Source organism: Corynebacterium pseudokroppenstedtii, assembly GCF_019754945.1.
GTDB lineage: Bacteria > Actinomycetota > Actinomycetes > Mycobacteriales > Mycobacteriaceae > Corynebacterium > Corynebacterium pseudokroppenstedtii.
The window spans coordinates 115,156-137,944 of the sequence record NZ_JAEUWU010000001.1; the positions used below are offsets into that span (position 1 = coordinate 115,156).

The 22,789-nt window shown below is 58.0% G+C and carries 19 protein-coding genes; 14 read left to right on the forward strand and 5 right to left on the reverse strand.

All coding sequences use genetic code 11. The annotated features are described in order from the left end of the window. Positions 1-29 precede the first annotated feature (29 nt). The 4 genes from JMN36_RS00520 to JMN36_RS00535 form a co-directional block, all read right to left on the reverse strand. Positions 30-992, reverse strand: a complete 963-nt coding sequence (locus JMN36_RS00520; protein ID WP_204087227.1) for an ABC transporter permease — start codon at positions 990-992, stop codon at positions 30-32. Next, positions 989-2,497 (reverse strand): ABC transporter substrate-binding protein, encoded by a 1,509-nt coding sequence (locus tag JMN36_RS00525; RefSeq protein ID WP_221923806.1) that lies wholly within the window; start codon positions 2,495-2,497, stop codon positions 989-991. The genes JMN36_RS00520 and JMN36_RS00525 overlap by 4 nt, the downstream gene beginning before the upstream one ends. A 110-nt stretch (positions 2,498-2,607) precedes the next feature. Further along, positions 2,608-3,981 carry a MalY/PatB family protein gene (locus JMN36_RS00530; RefSeq protein WP_204087226.1) on the reverse strand — a complete coding sequence of 458 codons (1,374 nt, stop codon included), beginning with the start codon at positions 3,979-3,981 and terminating at the stop codon, positions 2,608-2,610. A 167-nt stretch (positions 3,982-4,148) separates the two neighbouring features. Next, positions 4,149-5,228, reverse strand: a complete 1,080-nt coding sequence (locus tag JMN36_RS00535) for a phytoene/squalene synthase family protein (RefSeq protein WP_236881822.1) — start codon at positions 5,226-5,228, stop codon at positions 4,149-4,151. 144 nt (positions 5,229-5,372) lie between these two features. Between JMN36_RS00535 and JMN36_RS00540 the strand changes: the two genes are divergently transcribed. Beyond that, positions 5,373-5,702 carry a hypothetical protein gene (locus tag JMN36_RS00540; protein ID WP_221923634.1) on the forward strand — a complete coding sequence of 110 codons (330 nt, stop codon included), beginning with the start codon at positions 5,373-5,375 and terminating at the stop codon, positions 5,700-5,702. Between the two features lie 102 nt (positions 5,703-5,804). Here JMN36_RS00540 and malQ read toward each other — a convergent pair whose 3' ends face one another. Continuing rightward, the gene (gene malQ, locus JMN36_RS00545; RefSeq protein WP_221923635.1) at positions 5,805-8,021 is read right to left on the reverse strand and encodes a 4-alpha-glucanotransferase; all 2,217 of its coding nucleotides are present in this window, start codon (positions 8,019-8,021) and stop codon (positions 5,805-5,807) included. 238 nt (positions 8,022-8,259) lie between these two features. On the opposite strand from malQ, the gene JMN36_RS00550 reads away from it, so the two are divergent. The 13 genes from JMN36_RS00550 to JMN36_RS00610 all read left to right on the forward strand — a co-directional run bounded on the left by JMN36_RS00550 (position 8,260) and on the right by JMN36_RS00610 (position 22,671). Continuing rightward, on the forward strand, positions 8,260-10,092 hold the full coding sequence (locus JMN36_RS00550) for an AMP-dependent synthetase/ligase (RefSeq protein ID WP_221923636.1): 1,833 nt from the start codon (positions 8,260-8,262) through the stop codon (positions 10,090-10,092). A 171-nt stretch (positions 10,093-10,263) separates the two neighbouring features. Then, positions 10,264-10,977: a hypothetical protein gene (locus JMN36_RS00555; RefSeq protein WP_204087222.1), complete on the forward strand. Its 714-nt coding sequence runs from the start codon at positions 10,264-10,266 to the stop codon at positions 10,975-10,977. Continuing rightward, positions 10,967-12,139 (forward strand): radical SAM family heme chaperone HemW, encoded by a 1,173-nt coding sequence (hemW, locus tag JMN36_RS00560; protein ID WP_221923807.1) that lies wholly within the window; start codon positions 10,967-10,969, stop codon positions 12,137-12,139. The genes JMN36_RS00555 and hemW overlap by 11 nt, the downstream gene beginning before the upstream one ends. Before the next feature lie 65 nt (positions 12,140-12,204). Further along, positions 12,205-13,230, forward strand: coding sequence for a heat-inducible transcriptional repressor HrcA (gene hrcA / locus JMN36_RS00565; protein WP_221923808.1), 1,026 nt, complete (start codon positions 12,205-12,207; stop codon positions 13,228-13,230). 204 nt (positions 13,231-13,434) lie between these two features. After that, positions 13,435-14,580, forward strand: coding sequence for a molecular chaperone DnaJ (gene dnaJ, locus JMN36_RS00570; RefSeq protein ID WP_221923637.1), 1,146 nt, complete (start codon positions 13,435-13,437; stop codon positions 14,578-14,580). An 8-nt stretch (positions 14,581-14,588) separates the two neighbouring features. Further along, a complete protein-coding gene (locus tag JMN36_RS00575; protein WP_221923638.1) occupies positions 14,589-15,485 on the forward strand; it encodes a 16S rRNA (uracil(1498)-N(3))-methyltransferase in 897 nt (298 codons plus the stop codon). Positions 15,486-15,654: 169 nt separating this feature from the next. Further along, positions 15,655-16,728: a PhoH family protein gene (locus tag JMN36_RS00580; RefSeq protein WP_221923639.1), complete on the forward strand. Its 1,074-nt coding sequence runs from the start codon at positions 15,655-15,657 to the stop codon at positions 16,726-16,728. Then, entirely contained in the window at positions 16,725-17,333 is a 609-nt protein-coding gene (ybeY, locus tag JMN36_RS00585; RefSeq protein WP_221923640.1) for an rRNA maturation RNase YbeY, read from the forward strand. Before JMN36_RS00580 ends, ybeY begins: the two co-directional genes overlap by 4 nt. 17 nt (positions 17,334-17,350) lie before the next feature. Continuing rightward, positions 17,351-18,724 carry a hemolysin family protein gene (locus JMN36_RS00590; protein ID WP_221923641.1) on the forward strand — a complete coding sequence of 458 codons (1,374 nt, stop codon included), beginning with the start codon at positions 17,351-17,353 and terminating at the stop codon, positions 18,722-18,724. Positions 18,725-18,876: 152 nt separating this feature from the next. Continuing rightward, positions 18,877-19,809 (forward strand): GTPase Era, encoded by a 933-nt coding sequence (era, locus tag JMN36_RS00595; protein WP_204087216.1) that lies wholly within the window; start codon positions 18,877-18,879, stop codon positions 19,807-19,809. Between the two features lie 7 nt (positions 19,810-19,816). Further along, the gene (gene recO / locus JMN36_RS00600; RefSeq protein WP_221923642.1) at positions 19,817-20,617 is read left to right on the forward strand and encodes a DNA repair protein RecO; all 801 of its coding nucleotides are present in this window, start codon (positions 19,817-19,819) and stop codon (positions 20,615-20,617) included. 101 nt (positions 20,618-20,718) lie between these two features. After that, positions 20,719-21,474 carry an isoprenyl transferase gene (locus JMN36_RS00605; RefSeq protein WP_204087214.1) on the forward strand — a complete coding sequence of 252 codons (756 nt, stop codon included), beginning with the start codon at positions 20,719-20,721 and terminating at the stop codon, positions 21,472-21,474. A gap of 75 nt (positions 21,475-21,549) precedes the next feature. Next, positions 21,550-22,671: a VIT1/CCC1 transporter family protein gene (locus tag JMN36_RS00610; RefSeq protein ID WP_221923643.1), complete on the forward strand. Its 1,122-nt coding sequence runs from the start codon at positions 21,550-21,552 to the stop codon at positions 22,669-22,671. Positions 22,672-22,789: the final 118 nt, after the last annotated feature.

Consider the following 22,789-nt stretch of genomic DNA (forward strand, 5'->3'; position numbering starts at 1 on the left):
TCTCGGAACGTGGTACTTGTGTGCGTGCGTTAGACAAGGCGTGACCTCGACATTCTGGGGTCAATCAGCGCCGCTACGGCGTCGGCAGCCAGCGTGACGGTGAGCGTGATGGTGACCAGCATCATGACGCAGCTTTGGACGGTAATCATGTCGCGACTATTCACCGCATCAAGGACGTAGGATCCCAATCCGGGGATGACGAACACCTGCTCAATGAGCACAGCTCCGACGACAAGTGTGGCCATGTTCACGCCAATGACTGCCACGATGGGCACGGCTGCATTCCTCGCACCATGGGCGACGAGGGCGTGGAGCGTCGATAAGCCCGTTGACCTGGCGGTACGGATGTATTCCTGGTGCAGAACCTCCAAGACGGCCGATCGAACATAGCGCGTCAGGATCGCTGCCTGAATGAACGCCAACGCGCAACACGGAAGGATGAGCCGTCGGAGAAAACCGGTGAAGGACTGGTTCGGGGGAACCCATCCATTTGCGGGAAGGATGCTCCAGTGGACGGCAAAAAGCGAGATCAACAGGATGCCGGCCAAGAAACTGGGAATGGCGATACCCACGTGCGCCAGCACCGACAGGGCAGTGCCGTCCGGTTTGTGGTTACGCATAGCCGCCCAGGTCCCCAGGGGGACGGCGAGCACAATGGCAAGAACCATGCTGGTCAGAACCAGAATAAGGCTGACCGCCGTCCGGTCCATCAGTATTGGCCCGATGTCCGTCCCACTGGAGTAGGAGACCCCGAAGTGCCCATGCAACATCCCGGTAACCCATGAAAAATACTGTGTGATGAGCGGTCGATCGGTCCCCAGCGTGTGCTTCATCGACTCAATAGCTTGTGGCGTCGCGGTCTCGCCCAGGGAAACCTCCGCGGGATCACCCGGAATGAGCCGCATGATCATGAAAATGATGACCGACGCTGCCCACAGGGACACGATATAGCGCAGAGCGATCCTGCCTACGATGCGTACATGAGCTGTCATGATTCGCTCCGTGCGGTCGAGTGATGGTCGCGGCTTATGCCTGCGAGTTCGAGCCCCTGCCCAGCAATAGTCGTGGGGATACCGGTGAGATCTTTATCCCGCACAACGATGTTGGGATAGATAAATATCGTGTTAGCACCTGCTTGATTCATGATCCGATCAACAGCTTTGCGCATGAGGGGAGCGTACTCATCAGGGGGAGCGGAATCCGCAGCGGACAAGAGTGTGCGTGTTTGCTCGTCGTCGTAACCGAGGTAGTAGTCAGGGTTTCCGAACAACGTGGGAATGTCCCTGGCCTCAGCGTGCTCAATGATGGACATGTCGTAGTCATGTTGGGTAAGAGTTTGAGACAACCACACGGCGGGGAATTCCTGCGATTCGATATGAGCGTGAATTCCGACGTCCTCCAGCTCAGAAATAATGAGCTCTGCAGCATTAGTGGCATACGCGCGGGCCGGCACGGTGAAGGTGATATCGGCATCATGGACACCGGCTTCGGCAAGCAACTGCCGAGCACGGTCAGGATCGTAGGGGTACTCGGTGGAGTGGTACGACCACGGATCCGTCGGCGGGGCAGGCACGCCACCGGTGTCCTCACCAAATCCACCCCACGCGGTATCGATCACCGCTTGCCGGTTGATCGCGTACATCACCGCCCGTCTGACGCGGACATCGTTAAACGGCGCACGCTTATTGTTCATGGTCAGCAGAACTTTGCCGGTGGTCGTGCCAACGTCGACGGCGTACCGGTTGTTCTCGCGGAAGGACGAGACCATCTCCGGGGCATCCATCCCGACAATCGCGTCGACGTCACCCGATCGGAGCGCATTTGCTGTCGCGGTGGAATCCGTCATGTAACGCAACGCCACATGGCGGGTGGCCGGTTGCTGGCCCCAATATGACGTGTTCGCCGTCAAGGTGAGGAATCGACCGACTTTGTACTCGTCGACGGTAAAAGGCCCGGTCCCGACGGGTTTAGTGGCCAGATGATCGACGCCACGGGGCGTCATCTGTGCCCCAATGAGCGTGCCCATCGACCACAACCAGCCATTACTGGGCGCGGAGAGCGTCACCGCCAACGTGTATTTATCGACGGCCTGCGTGCGCGTCACCGGCTTCATCCCCGATTTGAGACCGTTGGTCCACGCGTCCGACTTCACCCGGTCGATGCTGAACTTCGCGGTATCGGCGGTGAACTCGTCGCCGTTGGAAAAATGCACCCCTTTCCGCAGGTGAAAGGTGTAGGTGGTGCGGTCCGGGGAGAGGTCCCACGACGTCGCCAACTGGGGTTCGATATCTCCTTGGGACGATATTCGGACCAGCCCTTCGTACACATTCCCGATCAAGGCTTGGGGTATCGCCGCGCCGCCGGATTTTGTGAAGTCAAGGGTGGCGGGGGCTGCCGTCAGCGCGATGACGGCGGAGTCGTCGGAGGCGACGCGTCCACTTTGGACCGCTGTGTGGCCCGCGCTGCACCCGCCGAGGAACAGTGAGACTGCCGCCATCGTGGTTGTTGCCGTGAGTGTGGTGAGGTATTGCAATTTCCGACGCTTCGACGCCGGGGTTGTCGACGTATGTGCTGTGAAAAGTCCGACCATGGGTGATTCGTTGGTGGTTAGTGAGCCTCTGGGACACCGTTCGGTGTGGTGTGACGTGGTGTGCCATTCGGATTCTCGGCGGAGCCGAAGAGCTGGGTCAACGTATTGGCAATCATTTCACAGATGTCGCGCGAGGTTGCGAAATTGATCCGAATACATCCGAATCCGTGGGGGAGCGGTTGGGTTTCGTTGTCGTTCCCCCGTGCCTTGTTCCCCTGCGCGGACTCGGCGGGGGGTGCAGCGAAAGCAGCACCGTCATTAGGTGCTAACTTCGCGTGTTTGACCAGCCATTGCTCGGGATTGAGGCCGCCACGCCGGATATTTTCGCTGAACGTTATTCCTTCGTCGGCGGTGTCGTCGTCCTCTCCCTCCTGCGCCTGATCCGGCACAGCAGGAATGACCACATCGGCCATGTCTACCCACAGCAAGAACGTTGCTTCTGGGTTAGTGGTACGCACATTCGGAATCCGGTTGAGAGCGTCGACAAGAAGGTTTTTGTTGTCGCGGAGATAATCAATTTCGTCCCGGAGCCATTCCCGGCCATTCGTGTACGCCCCGATCGCTGCCAGCTGGCCGAGCGTCGACACACCCTCCTTGTCCAGGAAGTTAATCCGCGTATCCCACACGTATTTGTCGGCGGGATTCGTGAAAATCAGTTGCGCGCATTTCAAGCCGGCCGTGTTCCACCCCTTTGAGGTAGCGGTAACGGTGATCGTCACGCGGGCAGCGGTCTCGGACACGCTCGCCGTCGGGATATGCGGGCGATCGTAAACCAGAGGCCCGTGGATTTCGTCGGAGAAAACGCGCACGTCATAGCCGGCTGCAAGGTCGGTCACCGCGCGAAGTTCGTCGGCAGTAAAAGCGGTGCCCAAGGGGTTGTGCGGATTGCACAGGATCATGCTGCCAGCACCGTTCGCGAATGCCCGCTCCAGCCCGTCGAGGTCGAATACCCAGCGGCCGGTCGCGGTGTCCTGGATCATGGGGACGAACACTCCAGGCCGGTCGCATACCTCCAGCAGGGCGAAAAACGGCATATACGCAGGGGTAGGGATGACGATGGGGCTACCCGGATTCGTGAAGTGCGTGATGGCCAGCCGAAGACCTCGAACTACATCGGGCACGCCCACGATGGCAGTCGGGTCAACGTCCCACCCGTATGCATCGTGGCACCACGAACCGAGAGCTTCCCCGAGCTCGGGGAGTTCGGGTGGATAACCGAAATATTGCCGACGAACACCCGCGTTAACAGCGTCGATCACGGCCGGGCAGGTATCAAAGTCGGATTCCGCGATCCAGACGGGCAGCACGTCGGGAGGGAAATGAGTCCACTTCCTTGTTCCGCGGGCACGCAGTTCCTCTATCGAGAGGGTGGAAAATTGGTGGCCAGGCATGGCAGCAAGGATAGTCGTTATCGGTGACATGGAACATATTCAGGGGAATGACCTGGGCAGTTCGGCTCAAACCCACCCATGTAAACCTCATCCCTCTGGGAGGTCCAGTCATTATTGCCGACTCTGGCCACGGCGACGCAGGCTGCGTTGAGAAGATGATGAGAACGTCAAGAATTGGCACCGCGACGATGGCGTGTGCGGAAGCGGCGAGTTTCCCCGGCCACGACGGACTGTGCTGTCGTAAGAAGCTTCGTGGCATTTCCCACGCGGATCCTGGAGGACGTCACCTTCTGAGCCGGTGTGTGCTCAAGGGAATGAGCAAGCTTTAAAAAGAGTGCATATGCAGCGCGTACGCCGAGTCGTGAATTAACAGGTAAGAGCGGAATTGCCTGGTGAGCGATAGATAAATCGCGGTAGATCTCAGCCAGGAAAGAATCTTTGGTCTCGTCATTGAGGGGCTGCCCGTGCGCGACGTAATCGCGGTTCAGGCCATCTTTGTCCGCCGCATAATCCCGAAGAAAATTGATTTTTTGAAACGCTGCCCCAAGATGACGAGCACCTTCTTCCATCGTGTGACGGTCGGTCGGTGATGGAGTTTCGTCGCGCAAGAAAATCGACAGGCACATGAGGCCAATGACTTCCGCTGAACCATAAATGTAGGTGTCGCGGGTCTCGGCGTCGTACACCGTTGTGGACTGGGGCACGTGCTGGTTGGTGGAGGGCGACGCCGGGGTAGATGGGGAAGAAGACGAGGGAATATCTGCCCGCATCGATTCGAAAAATGCAGCTAGATGGCTGCTTTTGATGTCACATGACCGCGCTGTGCCGGCGAAGGCGTGGATAATCGGATCGGTCGAAAACCCGGTGGCGCAGCCTTTATGAACACGTTGTTCATAGTCGTTGAGGACGTCCTGAATGGCCTCAGGGGGCAGGCCATGGCCACCTGCTGCGCCGTCGACAACCTCATCGGCCACGCGGACAATCCCATAGAGATTGTGGATATCCTGCCGGACTCGTGGGCCAAGTAGACGCGTCGATAAGGTAAACGACGTTGAGTACGCGCGGATGAGCCGGGAAGACAAGCGAGCCGCCACACGATCGTAGAGTTCAGCCGTGGAGGCGTAGAGACGAGCCCGAGCATCGTCACTGGTGGCGTGCGAGTGAGTGCCCTCTGCATTGCTATTTTCCGCGCGGTCGTCGAGCGCCGTCATATCTGTCGACGGTTCGGTAGGCGGCTCCGAAGTCATAAAACCATTCAATCACGTTTATGACAGGAGGCTTGGGCCCTTAACCCGCGTCAAAGGCGTGCATAATGGGAGCCGTCTGGCCGAGGGGCCTGTGACTAAGAATATGACCAAGAAACCGTATCGAGGAGGAGCGGGGATCGTGCCATGGTGATCCACCCTGATGTTTTAGTTTTATCCGGTGCAGCATCGGCGGACCTACATGGCACCGCTATACACGCCACCGCACTCTCTTCCCCGCCCTCTTCGTCGTTATCCCAATCCATTGCGGACGCATGGAATTCGGCAGAGCAATGGATAATCTCTTTATCCGTGTGGGGCCAAGCTCCCATCGTCATACCGATTGTCGTCCTTGTGTCGATGGGTGTGGCGTGGGCCGTTCTTCACCTTGTTGATAAGGTCGGTATACCGATCGAGAATGCAATTAACGATCGCAACCTGACAGCGGACGGCGATGATGGGAAGGAGGACTCGTGAAGAATTCCCAGGTGAGAAACTTCCTCTTTCTCCTCATAGCGGTTATCGTGGTCGCCTACCTCGTGGCGCATTTCTAGTACACGTCACCGCTACGGGTACACGTCACCGTCGTGAGTGGAAATAGGATTGCGCCCACTCATCGGACCTAAATAGGTCCTCCAGCACCACTGCTTTTCCATCACCATCGCACAACGGAATCCTCCAGTTGGGGTAGATGTCCGCCGTGGTTCCGGGCTGGTTTTGCACTCGCCGATCGTGAACAATGTCCACCAAACTCGTGCAGGTCAGCGCAGCGGGCGACTCCGCCAGGAATTTGTGCAGCCCAGCGATAATGGCCGCCGAATCTGGCCGTTCATCGCGCGCCAGCCCGTCGTAGGACACGTCGGCAGGAGTCCCGTCGAAATCACCATGTTCGCGCACCGTGTCAAGAACGCGGTTCTGCCACTCCAGGTCGTTCGCATCCTCTTCTTCCGGATCCGACGTCAAAATTCCCAGCTTCCGCCGCAGCGTCACGTGCTCGCCATCTAAGTATCCGGCGGTCGGGGGCAAATCATGGGTCGTCACCGACGCCAAGCACAAGCGTCGATAATTCCCGGAGTGACGCGGCGCATCGTTGTCATTTTCAAACCAGAGAATCGACGTCCCCATAATGCCGCGCGATTGCAAATAATCTTGAACCCACGGCTCAAATGTGCCGAGATCTTCACCGACGACGACGGCACCTGCGCGTTCCGCCTCCAGCGCGAGAATGCCCACCATCGCCGCGTGGTCGTAGTTCACGTACGTCCCGGCGCGGGGATCAGCTACTTCGCCCGGTGCGGGGCGATGTATCCACCACAGGCGGAATAGCCCCAAGATGTGGTCAACCCGGATACCCCCGGCGTGGCGAAGGACAGTGCGCAGCAAGTCACGCCACGGGCGATACCCTGCTTCTGCCAGCTTCCACGGGTGCCACGGGGGTTGGGACCAGTCCTGACCCATTTGGTTATACCCATCGGGCGGTGCCCCCACTGAGCAGTCCGGAGCCAGGTACGGGGCCAATGCTTCCGCGTCTGATCCACCCGGGTGGACTCCTACCGCAAGATCAGCCATCAGCCCGAGGGTCATTCCGCTATCACGTGCGGTCACGTCGGCTGCTTCCAGCTGCTCATCAACAATCCACTGGAGCCACCGGTAAAAGTCGACCCAATAATCACGGGGAGGGAACGAATCGTCGTCCCCGTCATGACCGAGCTTCTCGCGCCACCACGGTTCTGCCTGGTCAGCGCACCATTGCGCAAAGTGGGTGAGGCCCTCACCCTCATGCTCAACAAAAGTATCGAACGCGTGTTGCCGCGTTGCCGACCGTTCGACGTCGTAAATGTCTTTCAAACTCAGCAACTTATCGGCGTAAATAGGGTTCCGGTTGATATAGGCCGATGAGGTGTTCTCTGGATAATGACGTCGTCCCCGTTCCTGCAGAGCCTCGGCGGCGTCGTCGGGGAGGTGGGCGGCCTCGGGGATCGCGCCGGGACGGATATAAATCGGGTTGATATAGCGACGCGTTGTGGGAAGGTACGGGGAGTCCTCCACCGGCGGGACGGGCTCCGCAGCGTGAAGTGGGTTGGTCAGGATAAACGAGCTCCCCTGCTCTGCAGCGTGGCGGGCGAGCGTGCCCAGGGTGTAGAAATCCCCAATTCCCCAGGCCCCGGAATCGCGAACTGAATACAGTTGCGCCATCAACCCCGCTTGTGGTTGAGCGACGAGGTCGTCGGCAGCAGAGAGGCGGGAGGGCGTAATAATAAGCGTCGTTTCTGCCTCGCCGCGTGTGGGCGAGGACGCATAAATGGTGTGCCATCCCAGCGGCAGGTCTTTCGAGAGAGTAAATGACGCCTGACCGTAGCTCGCCGCGCCGGGAGCATGGGGGTCCGACTCGGACTCATTTCCCGTCAGTGGTTCTCCAGCATGGTCGACGGGATAATCGACGTGCCTCGCGGGGGTGAGATCCTCAATCTGGTGGCAGTCATGCCGCTGACCGTCTTCGGTGACTACCCAGACGTCCACAGGCTCGCCGTCGATAACGTGAACGGGGAAGGTGACATCTTCGCCTTCGACTCCGATAACAGTGGGGGGAAGGGAGCGGGTGGCTTCTTTGGTGTAAAAGTATTCGCTAGCTGCATCGATGCCGGCGTCGTCGTGGGAAAAACTAAGGCCAAGGGTGTGCAGTGTATTTTCGAGTGTTTCGTCGGCGACGTCCACGTGAGAGCCGCGATAGTCGGTATAGGACGTTGCAACGCCACAGTGTGCGCTGAGGGAGCGGAGCTTTTCTGAGTAGGTCACGGGGCCATTCTTGCAGAAAGATGATGTCTGAACAGGCTCGCGTGGGGACCTGGCGGGGGTTAATGGCGGCCGTCGGGAAAATGAGTGCTGCTTGTGGGGGTGGTGGTGGCCCGAATGTGGTGGGGGATAGCATTAATTATTTGATCCCCCACATTGAGTGGGCGGAATAGCGTAGATTATTCACCAATCACAAAAGTAGCGTAGGTCACACAGTCAGGTACTCGGAGGTTAATGAACAATGCAAGAAAGCTCTACCAAGGCTCTCTACTCAGTGGGCGAGAATGAAACCTGTTTGACCGCAGTTCTGGATAACAATAAACGACGTCCCAAGCTGGCGTTATTCACTCGTCCCAAGAATTTCGAGTGGGTCAGTGTGACGTCAGAAGAGTTCATTGCCGAGGTCATGGCTGTGGCGAAGGGGCTTATTGCCAACGGCGTCGAGCACGGCGATCGTGTCGCATTGCTGTCGGAAACGCGATACGAGTGGACAGTCATGGACTTCGCCATCTGGGCTGCGGGGGCGGTGACTGTTCCGATTTATGGTTCGTCGTCGGCAAGCCAGATTCAGTGGATTATTGAGGATTCAGGAACCGTATTCGCGATTACGGAAACTCGTGAGCACACCGAACTTATGCGGTTCCTGGAATTGGATAGCGATGGAAAACCGCGCTTGAAAGGGTCCCCAACCAAACTTCGACGCATTCTGGAATTTAATTCCTCAGCCTTGGATACGCTCGCTTTTGAAGGCCGTGATGTGTCCGATGACGCTGTGTGGGAGCGCATCCATTCCACGAAATCCTCTGACTTAGCAAGTTTGGTGTACACCTCCGGTACCACGGGCCGGCCGAAGGGATGTCGGCTCACCCACGCAAACTGGCTGGGCGAAGCGCGCTCTCTACTGACCCACAACATCGCCCGGACCATCGCCCGGCCCGGCATGCGCTACATCACTTTCCTCCCGCTAGCACACGTTTTCGCGCGGGCCATTTCTTTGGCAATGGCTATCGGTGGGGCACAACAATCTCACTGGTCCGACTTCTCCACGATCAGCATCGAATTCCAGCGTGCGCAGCCGAATATGATCCTAGGTGTCCCACGAGTTTTCGAAAAAGTCCGTAATGGTGTGCAAGCCCAAGCGAAGAGCAAAGGCCCATTAGGATCGCTATTGTTCTCGCGCGCAGAGGCGACAGCTATTCAGTACTCCAAGGCCTTAGACGAGGAAGGCCCGTCGCGGGTCCTGAAATGGCGTCGAGCTCTCTACGACCGCCTCATTTATCGCAAGGTGCGTGCCGCTATGGGTGGGGCAGTGCAATATGGAATCTCCGGCGGTTCAGCCATGAACCCCGAGCTCCTCCACTTCTTCCGCGGCATTGGAACCACCGTCTACGAAGGCTACGGTCTGACGGAATCCACCGCCGCATTCTGTGTCAACTACGACGACAACATCATCGGAACCGTGGGGCGCCCGTCCGGCGGCTGCTCAGCCCGCATTTCCGACGACGGAGAAGTGTGTCTGAAGGGCCCCATCATTTTCGATGGCTATTGGAATAACGAGGAAGCAACCAAAGAATGCTTCGATGACGACGGCTACTTCCACACCGGCGATCTGGGCGGGATCCTCGATTCCGGACACCTCAAGATCACTGGCCGAAAGAAGGAATTGCTGGTGACCGCGGGTGGCAAGAATGTGTCGCCTGGCCCGTTGGAAGACCGCATGCGCACGCACCCGTTGATCAGCCAAGTGATGCTCGTCGGCGATGGCCAGCCGTTCATCGGATGCCTTGTCACGCTCGACGAGGTCGCCCTGGAGAAGTGGAAGCGCGACCACGGTGTTAATGACAATGTGAGCAACCGCGAGTTGCACGCCAACCCGGTGTTGCGCGCGGAGATCCAGGACGCCATTAACGACGCCAACAGCACGGTGTCGCACGCGGAGGCCGTCAAGAAGTTCCATGTTCTCGACCGCGATTTCACCGAGGAAGATGGCGAACTAACCGCGACCTTGAAGGTCAAGCGGCATGTGGTGATGCAGCATTTCGCGCGGGATATTGCGAACCTGTATCAGAAGTAACCACCGCTCGGCGCGCCGCAGTGCAATGGGCTCCCCGCTGCTTTATGGTTATCCCCGTCCCTATTTGATACCGGTTGTGCAGAGTGATCAGTCGTCCGTAAGCACCCATTTCCGACATGATTTCTCCTGCTCTTATCGCCTGGTTCGGTCGATTCTGTGAGGAGTTCGCCTGTGCTTGAAGAGTCTCCCGCTCGGTGTAGCGCCACGGAAAGGCTTCGCGAGCTCACTCAGGAGGTCTCCGATATTGGCGACGAGGTCGCCACATATATCGATAACATCGGTGAAGCCCTGGCCGATTGGGATGCAGATCTTGCCGACGATTGCCTGGAAGAATGTGACGTCATTATCCGCGAGGCCCGCGAGGACATTCGCAGCGTCGTACCCGAACTTGACGGAATCCGCCGCGCTCTGACGTCGGGACTAAAAAGCGGGGTGCTCTCGGCGGGTCCGGGAGCACGTGAACGCTCTGGACGCCCGATGACGGGTCTGCCGAATGAGCCGCTCAAAGTCACCGCGGAATCGCTGGCCCACTGCTTTCCCATCCCAACGGTGGTGGACGCGGACGCGGTGAGCACCGCGTTGACGAGCCGCACAGAGACCGCGTCGGGACTGTGCGCCGACGTCGCAAGTTGGGTGGAGTATCAGACGAACCTAGCCGTGGATGATGCGTCGTCAACCAATTTGTCAATCGTTTTCGCGCGAGCCTACGACCATGTGGTCAGTGCCATTGACGCGTGGAAGAACACCGTGGCCTGGCCATATCCGCCCTTTACCCGGATGATGCGGGGAACCTGCCCGCCACCGTTCTTAGAGGAGCGTGCGCGGGTGGACCGTATCGTGGCGAGTGTGGCGTCGCGCCGCCAAGGTGGCCATTTTGCCTCCTGAGAAGAAGGATTCTTTCGGGGTTTATATCCACGTCCCTTTTTGCGTGACACGCTGCGGCTACTGCGATTTCAACACCTACACGCCGCGGGAATTGGGTGTCCGTGACGACGCACCCTCGCCCGTCCTCCAGTACCTCGACGCCGTCGAGCGTGAACTCTCCCGAGCCGCGGAGCGCTACCACCTGCCACCAGCCGACACGGTGTTCGTCGGCGGGGGAACACCATCCCTGGTGGGGGCAGAGGGGTTAACGCGGGCGCTCAACGCCGTGCGCTCGTCGATGGGCTTAAGCCCGGGAGCAGAAGTGACGACGGAGGCCAACCCGGAATCCACCTCGCCAGAGTTCTTCTCAGGACTGCGCGAGGCCGGGTTCACCCGGGTGAGCTTGGGGATGCAGTCGGCGTCGGAGAAAGTACTTCGGGTGTTGGACAGGCGTCACACCCCCGGTAGGCCGGTTGCTGCTGCTCAGGAAGCGCGCCGGGCGGGGTTCGAGCACGTGAATCTTGACCTTATTTATGGCACGCCCGGGGAAGTGGACGATGATGTCAAGCGCTCGGTCGATGCGGTTCTTAGCGCTGATGTTGATCATGTCTCGGCCTATTCGCTGATTATCGAGCGGGGGACAGCGATGTTCCGCAAAGTGCGTCGTGGTGAGCTGACCGAAACCGATGAGGACACCTTGGCTCGTCGGTACGACATTATCGACGACGCTCTGAGCGGGCAGGGTTTCTCCTGGTACGAAGTCTCCAACTGGTCGCGTCCGGGCGGCGAGTGCCGCCACAACTTGGTCTATTGGCGCGACGGCGACTGGTGGGGTGCCGGCCCGGGCGCGCACGGCCACATCGGCAACCAGAGGTTTGTTAATGTCAAACACCCCGCCCGGTACTCGGCGATGATCAGCCAGAGTGAGGACGCGCTTGCCTTGAAGGGCGTGGAGGACTTGTCCCCCTCTGAACGTCATGAGGAGCGCGTAATGTTGGCTTTGCGGTTGGCCGAGGGGATCGAGGAATCCCAGCTGCCTGAATCAACAACATCATGCGTGCAGCGGTTTATTGATGACGGGTTGTTTTGGCGTCCTTCTAGCGGTCGGGTGGCGGTCACGAATCGTGGGCGTTTATTAGCGGATGGGATCATCACCGATATCCTGGTGAGTGAAGATAGCTAGCGGGCTCTCAGAGCTAGCGGCCTGTCACGAGGGCCACGGTTGGTCGACGACACGATAAGGAGGTACTGATGGCTGGAACTCAAGAACGCCGTGCTGAGGTGTTGCGGGCCATCGTGACCGATTACATTACGTCGCGGGAACCGGTGGGCTCGAAGTCGTTGGTTGAGCGGCATAAATTGGGCGTTTCATCAGCGACGATACGCAATGACATGGGCGTGTTGGAAGCGGAAGGCTACATCACGCAGCAGCACGCTAGTTCCGGGCGCATTCCCACAGAGAAGGGCTACCGGGCGTTCGTCGACACGATCCATGACATTAAGCCTTTGTCCAGGGCGGAGCATCGCGCCATTTTGTCGTTCCTTCAAGATGGTGTTGATTTGGAGGATGTTTTACGACGCAGCGTCCAGTTGCTCGCCCAGTTGACCAGGCAAGTTGCTGTGGTTCAGGTGCCGACGCTGACCGTCAGCCATGTCAAGCACTGCGAAATCGTTCAGCTGACGCCGCACCGCCTTCTCCTGGTGTTAATTACGGACACTGGACGTGTGGAACAGCGGAATGTGGAGGTTACGTCGGAAATTCCGACTGAGGATGTCCCGCGCGTGCGCGACGCGGTGAACCGCGCGTTGAGTGGCAAGACACTGGCGGAAGCTCCGGACGGGATGGAATCGTTGGTGGCTCATGCGCCGCGTGAGCTGCGGTCCGTCATTGTTGCGTGTGCCACCGTGATCGTCGAGACCCTTGTTGAGCGTCCCTCTGACCGGCTGATTCTTGCCGGGGCGTCGAATTTGACCCGTACTCAGGAGGGGTCCAACGCGTTGCGGCCCGTGCTGGAGGCTCTTGAGGAACAAGTGGTGGTGTTGAAACTGCTGGCTGCTGCTCGGGATCTGGAATCAGTGCACGTTTCCATCGGCGAGGAGAACGAAACCGAAGAGCTCCGGGGCGCGTCCATTGTGTCTGCTGGATATGGCGGGGCGGCTGAGCGACTGGGTGGCTTAGGTGTCGTCGGGCCAACATTTATGGATTATCCAGGTACGATGTCGCACGTTGCCGTCGTCGCTAAGTACGTTGGTGACGTTCTCCGCGGGGAGTGATCAGCGGGGAGTGGTCGGGGCGGACCTCGAACCTCGTGGCAGAGACCGTCGGAAAACTAGCACTCACAGTGCAAGAGTGCTAAAACTGAGCACGAGTGGAAGAACGTATTATTATCGCGAGATTCCCCGCTTTTAACCATTATTAAATTGTGAATAAAGCTAACCCCTGAACACTGACGTAGGTAAACAAGGAGTACGTGAGCTGTGGCTCGAGATTATTACGGAATATTAGGCGTCGACAGAAATGCTTCTGACGCGGACATTAAGAAAGCTTTCCGACGCAAGGCGCGGAAGTATCACCCCGATGTCAATGATTCCGCTGAAGCCGCTGACAAATTCAACGAACTCAAAATCGCCCAAGAGGTGCTGACCGATCCGCAAAAGCGCAGCATCGTTGATGCCGGCGGTGACCCCGAGGCACAGCCCAATTATGGTGGCGCAGGCGGATTCTCGGGCGGCTTCGGCGGTGGCGGCCTGGGAGATATTTTCGAGCAATTCTTCGGTGGTGCGGGCGCAGGAATGCGTGGTCCGAAACCGCGCGTGCGCCCCGGTAATGACGCCCTCGTACGCATGAAGCTCGATCTCGCCGAGTGCTACACCGGTGTTCGCAAAGAGGTCACCGTCGATACGGCCATCTTGTGCGACGCCTGCCAGGGCAAAGGCTCCCAGTCTGGCCAGTCGCCAGTGACGTGCCCGACGTGCCAAGGCCGTGGTGAAGTCGTCGAAACACAGCGCAGCTTCTTAGGGAATGTGCAAACTGTCCGGGAGTGCAGCCGATGTGGCGGTACTGGTGAGATCATTAAAGATCCGTGCCCGAAGTGTGATGGCGATGGCCGCGTGAAGAAGCGCCGCCCCATTACCGTCGATATTCCGGCAGGTATTGACGACGGCATGCGTGTTCGCCTCTCTGGCCAGGGCGAAGTGGGCCCCGGCGGTGGACCAGCCGGCGATCTCTATGTTGAGGTTCGTGTGGCGCCGGATAGCATTTTTGTCCGCGAGGGCGATGACCTTCACTTGAGTGTGTCGGTCCCCATGGTCGACGCAGCGCTCGGCACCTCGATTTCCGTGAAGGACCCGGTCGGGGAGGAATTCCCCCTCGACATTGCTCCGGGAACGCAACCGGATGAAACCATCACCGTCGAGGGCCGTGGTATGCCACGGATTAGGTCCGACCGCAAGGGCAATGTGGTGGCTCACGTTAGTGTCGCCGTGCCGACCAAGCTGGATTCCAAGACAGAGAAGCTGTTGAAGCAGGTGAAGAACCACCGCAAGGACGATGCCATCGTGAATGACAGGGAATCAGGTGGGGGTTTCTTCTCCCGGCTGCGTAGCCGGTTTGTAGGGCGTTAAGTGTTCACATGAGTGATCCCGTCTTTGTGTATGGCTTTGCTGGATACCCCGATGGAGCATTTCCCTCATTAGCCGACGTTGTTGGTCCGCGTGATGACGGCACTGGCCACCTCGGCGGGCAACGCGATGAAGGGCTTGGCGATGGCGCTAATGCTCACCAGCAAAAGCCGCTGACTCAGTACGACGTCGGTGACGTCGTTCTTCTCACGGGCTCGGAAGGCCGCCATGCCGTTACCGTGAAACGCCTGGTGGCGGGGGATTCGCTGCTCTTAGTTAATGGTGAGGGCGATTGGCTCCGATGCACAGTGGAGTCCACCCCGTCAAAGACCCAGCTGAGGGCCACAGTTCGCGGGGCCGGCCGCACGCCGATGCCCACCCCGCCCATGACCGTCGTCCAAGCCCTTCCCAAGTCTGATCGGTCCGAACTCGCGGTTGATCTAGCGTGCCAAGCGGGTGCCGACGCGATCGTTCCGTGGTCGGCATCCCGCTCGATTGCCCGGTGGAAGGGTAAAGAGAAGAAGGCGGGCACCAAGTGGGTCGATACCGCTGTCGCGTCGTCGAAACAGTCCCGGCGCGCGCGTTTTCCACGGGTCGCCGCTTTGTCGACGACGGATGACGTCGTCAATGCCATTGAACAGGTCACGCAATCGGGCGGTCTCGCTCTTGTGCTGGAGGAATCGGAATCGGTGCCCGTGACCGCGCTGTCCGACAAATTACGTCAGGCGTCGCAGATCATGCTCATTGTGGGGCCCGAAGGTGGCATTGCTCCCGATGAACATGACGCTTTCGTTCGTGCGGGTGCTACCTCCGTTGTTCTTGGCCCCGAAGTATTGCGAACCGCCACGGCAGCGAGTGTCGCTCTGGGTGCTGTGAATGTGCTGGCCGGGCGGTGGTCCGAGGCGTGATAGGCGTGCATATGAGCGTCGGGGCGACGAGAACCACACTGCACGCTACACTGAGTGAGCACACTAACCAGGGAGGTTTCCACTGAGTACGTCGAATTCGGCATCCCGACGTCAATCCCCACGGCCCGGCAATCCGCGGGCGCAAGCCGGTGACGATCACGAGAGCGTCGTGTCGTCGGCTATATCGTCGTTAAGCTTTGATCTTGACGACGATTACGCGCCGCAGGTCCTTGGCCCGGCGGATCAGAATCTCCGCATCGTGGAGCGGTCAGTGGACGCCGATGTCCATGTTCGTGGCGCCCGGGTCACGGTGTCCGGCAGGCCGGCGGATTGTCAAGCGGTACGTCGGATTTTCCTCGAGCTGCAGTCGATGGCGCGTCGGGGGCACCCCATTTCCGCTGATGCCGTATCCAGAACTGTGACATTGGTTCGGGGTGAGGCGGCGACGTTGCCGTCGGAAAGTGCTGCGATTGTGACGCGGCGCGGTCGGGGTGTTCACCCCAAGACGCCTGGTCAGCGGGATTATGTTGATGCGATCGATAGCAACACGATTGTTTTCGGGATAGGTCCTGCGGGGTCGGGTAAAACCTATTTGGCCATGGCCAAGGCTGTGCAGGCGCTGCAACATCGTGAGGTTCATCGGATTATTCTGACGCGGCCGGCTGTCGAGGCTGGCGAGAATTTAGGGTTTTTACCTGGGACGTTGCACGAAAAGATCGATCCGTATCTGCGTCCGCTGCACGATGCCCTCCGCGATATGGTTGAGCCGGAAACCATTCCTAAACTGATGGAGTCGGGGATTATCGAGGTCGCGCCGTTGGCCTATATGCGTGGGCGGACTCTCAACGACGCTTTCGTCATTTTGGATGAAGCCCAAAACACCACGCCCGCGCAGATGAAGATGTTTCTGACGCGTCTCGGTTTTGGTACAACAATGGTTGTGACAGGCGACCTCACCCAGGTCGATCTGCCCCACCAAGAGTCGGGATTGGCGCGCGCCGTCAATGTGCTGGATGGGGTGAAAGACATCAGCGTTATCCGTATGCAATCTGAGGATGTTGTTCGGCATCATCTTGTGTCCGCCATTGTCGACGCATACGCAGCCTTTGAAGGTGACGACGGTGATAGCCCGCATGCGGGGACGTCGCGACGAGGTAAACGGCATGGTGGCCACCGGGATGTTGGGCGCACGCAGGGTGAGCGGCCTCAGCATCAGCGGTATGTGTGGAAGGACTCAGAGTGAGTATCGAAGTCTTTAATGAATCCGGGTACGACGGAGTCAACGAAGAAGCGCTTATCGACGTTGCGCAATTTGCTCTCATGCGGATGGATATTCACCCGGCCGCAGATATGACCATTTCTATTGTCGATGAGCCGACGATAGAGGACCTCCACGTCCGGTGGCTGGATTTGGAAGGCCCGACGGACGTCATGAGTTTCCCTATGGATGAGCTCACTCCCGGCTCTGGCAGACCAGACTCGGATGCCCCTGGTCCGGCAATGTTAGGTGACATTGTGTTGTGCCCCGCTTTCGCTGAGCGTCAGGCTCATCGGGCCGGCCACGGTCTGGGCCACGAGTTGTCTCTACTGACTGTGCACGGCATTTTGCATCTGTTGGGCTATGACCATGTGGCCCCTGAGGAGGAGCGGCGGATGTTCGCCCTCCAGAACGACATTCTCGCTGACTGGTACACCGACCTGGAAGAACGCGGTGTTTCCTATGGGCCGAAGCCTACGGGCCCCGGTGCGTTTCCCACCGCGGCAGATCGTGAGGCGCTGGATCAGGACATGATTAAGTCGACAGTTGGTGGGATGATCGCGGAGCCGACTGATCGCGATAAGTCATAGAAAGACGTTACATACCCGTGAATTTTCTGACTGAAGGCCTCATCGACTGCGTTATTGTCGTGGTTCTTTTGGCTATTGCCGCGATTCTTACAGCAGTAGAGACCGCATTGATCTCGATTTCACGTGCCCGTGTTGAAGATATGGATGAGACACGGAGTACCCGTACGTTATTGGCGATATTGGATAATCGGGCTCGTTTTATTAACCCCCTTATTCTTGTGCGAACCGCGTGCGAGGCGGGGGCATCGGTCATTATTACGGTCCTCGCTATTCGGTTAATTCATGAGGCTGCCGTTGTTGTTGCGATTATTCTGATTACGGTTCTTTCGTATGTGTTCTTGGGTGTGGTCGGACGGACTGTCGGCCGCCAAAACCCCTACAGGGTTAGGTTGCGAGCGGCGTTTTTCTTACGGCCGATTGTTAAGTTATTTAGCCCGCTGGCATCATTGCTCATTTGGTTGGGAAATGTTTTTACGCCCGGAAAGAAATTCGAACAAGGGCCCTTTACTAACGAGGTTGAACTCCGTGAAATGGTGGACATAGCCTCGGAACGCGGTGTTGTTCAGGTCGAAGAACGACGAATGATTCAGGCTATTTTCGACTTAGCCAATACGCGTGCCCGGCAAGTGATGGTTCCGCGAACAGATATGTTGTGGATTGAGTCGGAAAAGAGCGCGCGCCAGGCAACCCGTTTGTGTGTCCGCTCAGGCCACTCCCGCATTCCCGTTGTCGGCGAAAATGTTGATGATATTGAGGGCGTTGTTTATCTGAAAGATCTCGTGGCTTTGTCTTATGACGATCCCAGTAAAAATTCGACGCCGGTCAAAGAAGTCATGCGCCCGGCAGAATTTGTCCCCGATTCTCTGCCCCTAGATGAGCTCTTGGGCGACATGCAAACATCCCACGACCATATCGCTCTTCTTGTCGACGAATTCGGCGCCATTGCTGGTTTGATTTCCATTGAAGATATTTTGGAAGAAATCGTGGGAGAGATCAGCGACGAATATGACGAGGACGAAGTTGCCCCCGTCGAGGAGCTCGAGGACGGTTCATTCCGACTAGTTGCACGCTTCTCTCTGGACGAATTGGTCGAGCTTTACGACGAGAAGCGGGGAATTGACATCGAATTCTCCGAGGAACAACTCGAGGACGTCGAGACCGTCGCAGGTTTGTTGGCGTTTGAGTTAGGCCGTGTTCCGCTACCGGGTGCCCAGGTTACGACGGCGGGGCTGACTTTCCGCGCTGAGGGCGGACACGATCGCCGAGGCCGCATCCGGATTACCAGCGTCGTTGTGAGCCGTTCGGCCACGTCCAGTGAATCTGTGAATGGTGATGATTCTTCGAATAATGGGATCGTCCACAGTGGCACGGGCGATCACGATTCTGAATGATGATGTATGAGCATGGCGGGCACATTTTGTCACGCCGGCTCGTATGCTGATCACAACACCAATTCACCACGGTCTTTGCGCGAACGACCAGTGCGCTAAAGATCATCCCGCCAAATATCATTGCTCCACAACCGAGAAGGAGAATAAACGCGATGGACGCACCTCAAGGCAGTTCCCTGGGCGATCAACCCGATGGTTTTCGATCAGGTTTCGTTAGCTTCGTCGGACGCCCGAATACAGGGAAATCGACGTTAACCAATGCCTTGGTGGGCGAGAAAATTGCAATTACTGCAGATCAACCAGAGACCACTCGCCATCCCATCCGCGGCGTGATTCACGAGGATAATGCGCAGATCATTGTCGTCGATACCCCTGGGCTGCACCGCCCGAGAACGCTATTGGGCGAACGTTTGAACGAAGTGGTTAAGGATACATATGCCGACGTCGATGTCATCGGGGTGTGCGTTCCCGCGAATGAAAAGTTGGGCCCGGGGGACCGGTGGATTGTGGAGAACGTCCGTAAAGCCGCCCCCAAAATGCCCTTGATCGGTATTGTTACGAAAACTGATATTGCATCAAAGGACGAAATCGGCGCTCAACTGCTCGCACTTCATGATCTTCTGGATGGTGCCGATGTTGTCCCGTGCTCGGCGAAGGATAATTTTCAGCTTTCTACCCTTCTTGAAGTATTGACGAGCTATCTTCCCGAGGGGCCAAAGTTTTATCCGGATGAGCATGTGACGGATGAAGACCGTGACACACGCATCTCGGAATTAATCCGTGAGGCCGCGCTATCAGGGCTGCGGGACGAGTTGCCGCACTCGGTGGCTGTGGAAGTGGACGAGGTTTTACCTAATCCTGATCGCCCGAACGTTCTTGATGTTCATGCCATTATTTATGTTGAGCGCCCCGGTCAAAAGAAAATCTTATTGGGCAAAAATAATCGACGGATGGGTCGGATTATTTCTCAGTCGCGTAAGTCGCTCATCGAACTCATGGGGCAGAACGTGTTTGTTGATCTGAGGATCAAAGTGCTCGATAATTGGCAGTCCGATCCTAAGTCCTTAGGAAGATTGGGCTTTTAATTCTTTTATGCGTCAGAATTATCGCGACCGCGCCTTAGTAGTTCGCCATTACGATTTCAGTGAAGCCGACCGCATTGTGGTTTTGCTTACCCGTGAGCATGGCGTCGTCAGGGCTGTCGCGAAAGGCGTACGGAAGAATAAAAGTCGGTTTGGTGGTCGCCTCGCGCCCTTCGTCGTCGTCGATGTGCAGCTCTATGTTGGCCGGGGATCACTGGCGACGCTGACGTCGGCGGAAACGGTCCGCTCGTACAACCAGTTGATCGTTGATTCTTACGCTAAGTACACGGCTGCATGCGCGGTGCTCGATGTTGCCGAGAAACTGACGGTGGGCGAGGAGGCGACGCTGTGTGATGATGCCGCAGCGGCCATTCGCGATATTGCGCATTCCTGGCCGGTGGACTCAGCTGCACAGGGGGAGGACTCGAGAGTGAGGGCCGAGGGCTTGCCGACGTTACGCGTCGACAAGTTTGTCCTGCGTGCCCTGGCCGCTGAGGGGTGGGAACCGCAACTGTTTTCCTGCGCCGGGTGTGGCCAACCTGGCCCTCACCATGCGTTTTCAGCGTCGATCGGTGGGGCAGTGTGCGGTGCGTGCCGCCCGCCCGGAGCCTTGACAGTTCCCGAGGAGTCCCTGCGGTTGGCGTGGTGGCTTGCTCATGATCGCGATGCGGCTGTTCGCAATGCGTGGATGTCGTCGGGTGATTCCCCAGAGTTTCGTCGTATAGCTGACGGGTGCCACGACTTGGTCGTCGAGCATGTGCAGTGGCATCTCGGCATGAAGCTGCGGACCGTGGAACTCATGGAAGGCTAGGCAGCCGAACCCGCGTGATTGCGCGCCCGCGCCCGGTTGGTCGTCGGACCAGGTTGATAGGTTGTCGTGAGCACCAACATCGGTCTGGCAGAATAATCCATGTGAATTCTTCGTCATCTGTTCAACTTCCTTCTGCTCCGCCTGATCTTCCCGCTGACTTGATTCCTCGCCATATTGCTCTGGTGATGGATGGGAATGGCCGTTGGGCTCGCGAGCGTGGTCTTCCCCGCACAGAGGGGCACAAGCGCGGTGAGGCCGTGCTGATGGACGCCGTCGATGGTTGTCTCGAGGCCGGGGTGAACACTTTGTCGGCCTACGCGTTTTCGACTGAGAATTGGCGACGCAGCCCTGAAGAGGTTCGCTTCATCATGGGGTTTAGCCGTCGGGTGTTGCACGATCACCGCGATGAACTGGATGCGAAGGGCGTTCGTATTCGCTGGATCGGCCGTCGTCCCCGGTTGTGGCGGGTAGTCATTCGGGAGCTGGAGAAGGCTGAGGCTCAGACCGTGAATAACACCCGAATGACGCTCAACATGTGCATTAATTATGGTGGTCGCGCAGAAATTGCGGACGCCATGAAATTAGTGGCCGAAAAAGTTCAGAGTGGTGAAATTTCTCCTTCGGATATCACTGAAAAAAATATTTCATCATTCTTATATGATCCGGAAATGCCGGATGTAGATTTATTTCTTCGTCCCTCGGGAGAAAAAAGAACATCGAATTTCCTCTTGTGGCAATCCGCCTATGCGGAGTATGTTTTTCAAGATGTTCTTTTCCCCGATTTTACGAAAAACCATATTTGGGCCGCTATAAATGAATACGCTCACCGTGACCGTCGTTTCGGTGGAGTCAAGTAGTGGCGACGGAGTGACGTAGCGGCCAGGGGCTGGCTGCATGGTTGTGGGTTGATGGTGTGTACCGAGGAGTGATCGATGAATTCGAAGAAGACCACTGATGTTCCTACCCCTACCCGCAGGCAAATCAACCGGTGGCAACGCTACTTAGCGAATGAACGCGCTGAGGCGGCTGTGTACCGCGAACTCGCCCGGAAGAAAACGGGGGAAGAGCGCACCATTCTTTTAGAGATCGCCGAAGCCGAGCACCGTCACGAGGAGTACTGGCTGGAGCGCCTCGGTGACCGCGTGGGGATGCCGCGTTCGCCCAGCTGGGGGACGCGTTTCCTCGGCTGGATGGCGAAGAACATGGGCTCCGTGTGGGTCTTGGCACTTATGCAGTCTGCAGAGACCCGCTCCCCGTATTTGAAAGACACCGACGCTACCGAGCAAATGATTGCCGACGAAGCGATCCACGCCGAGGTCGTTCGCGGTCTGGCAGCTCGCGGGCGAGAAAACATGTCGGGGAGTTTCCGCGCAGCGGTATTCGGTGCCAATGACGGCCTGGTATCGAACTTAGCATTGGTGCTTGGTGTGATCGGCTCCGGGATATCGCATCACACGGTCCTGGTGACCGGCCTGTCCGGTTTGTTAGCCGGCGCCTTGTCTATGGGGGCGGGAGAGTACGTATCGGTGTCCTCCCAGCGGAAACTGCTCGCGGCGTCAGAGCCTAACCCGGAGGCAAAGCATATCGTCCCCAAGCTGGACATGAACGCTAATGAGTTGGCTTTGGTTTATCGGGCAAGGGGATACGACGCGGAGAAGGCCCAACGTAAAGCTGTCGAAGTTTTCGATGAGGTCACCCGCGCGATGTCCGCGCAGGAGCAGCCGGGAGCGCGTGATACTGCACGGCGTATGGCTAATCCGGTGTATGCGGAGTCGCATGACGTTGTGGGGACTGCCTTGGGGGCGGCGATATCAAGTTTCTCGTTCTTTGCGTCCGGTGCGATCATCCCGGTCTTGCCGTTCTTGTTGGGGATGACGGGACTCGCCGCAGTGGTGGTGGCCTGCACGCTGGTGGGAATTGCGCTTTTGTGCACGGGAGGAACTGTCGGTTTGCTCTCTGGGACCTCTGTGGTCAAGCGCGCATTGTTCCAGCTTGCGATTGGTGCTGGTGCTGCCAGTGTGACCTTCGTGTTGGGACGTATTTTCTCGGGCTAAACCGGCGGCCACTCTGGTTGGTCCTCCGGGGGTTTCTCCACGCAGACGCTGGGTTATACGACGGAAGGCGGTGTGGACAGAATCCTGGGGTGCGAAGCACCGACGCACGGAACAAGGA

Coding starts and splice junctions, on each gene's coding strand:
- JMN36_RS00535 (WP_236881822.1), bottom strand. CDS start 5,228: ATGACTTCGGAGCCGCCTACCGAACCGTCGACAGATATGACGGCGCTC.
- JMN36_RS00550 (WP_221923636.1), top strand. CDS start 8,260: ATGCAAGAAAGCTCTACCAAGGCTCTCTACTCAGTGGGCGAGAATGAA.
- JMN36_RS00610 (WP_221923643.1), top strand. CDS start 21,550: ATGAATTCGAAGAAGACCACTGATGTTCCTACCCCTACCCGCAGGCAA.
- JMN36_RS00540 (WP_221923634.1), top strand. CDS start 5,373: ATGGTGATCCACCCTGATGTTTTAGTTTTATCCGGTGCAGCATCGGCG.
- recO (WP_221923642.1), top strand. CDS start 19,817: ATGCGTCAGAATTATCGCGACCGCGCCTTAGTAGTTCGCCATTACGAT.
- JMN36_RS00520 (WP_204087227.1), bottom strand. CDS start 992: ATGACAGCTCATGTACGCATCGTAGGCAGGATCGCTCTGCGCTATATC.
- JMN36_RS00575 (WP_221923638.1), top strand. CDS start 14,589: ATGAGTGATCCCGTCTTTGTGTATGGCTTTGCTGGATACCCCGATGGA.
- era (WP_204087216.1), top strand. CDS start 18,877: ATGGACGCACCTCAAGGCAGTTCCCTGGGCGATCAACCCGATGGTTTT.
- JMN36_RS00525 (WP_221923806.1), bottom strand. CDS start 2,497: ATGGCGGCAGTCTCACTGTTCCTCGGCGGGTGCAGCGCGGGCCACACA.
- JMN36_RS00530 (WP_204087226.1), bottom strand. CDS start 3,981: ATGCCTGGCCACCAATTTTCCACCCTCTCGATAGAGGAACTGCGTGCC.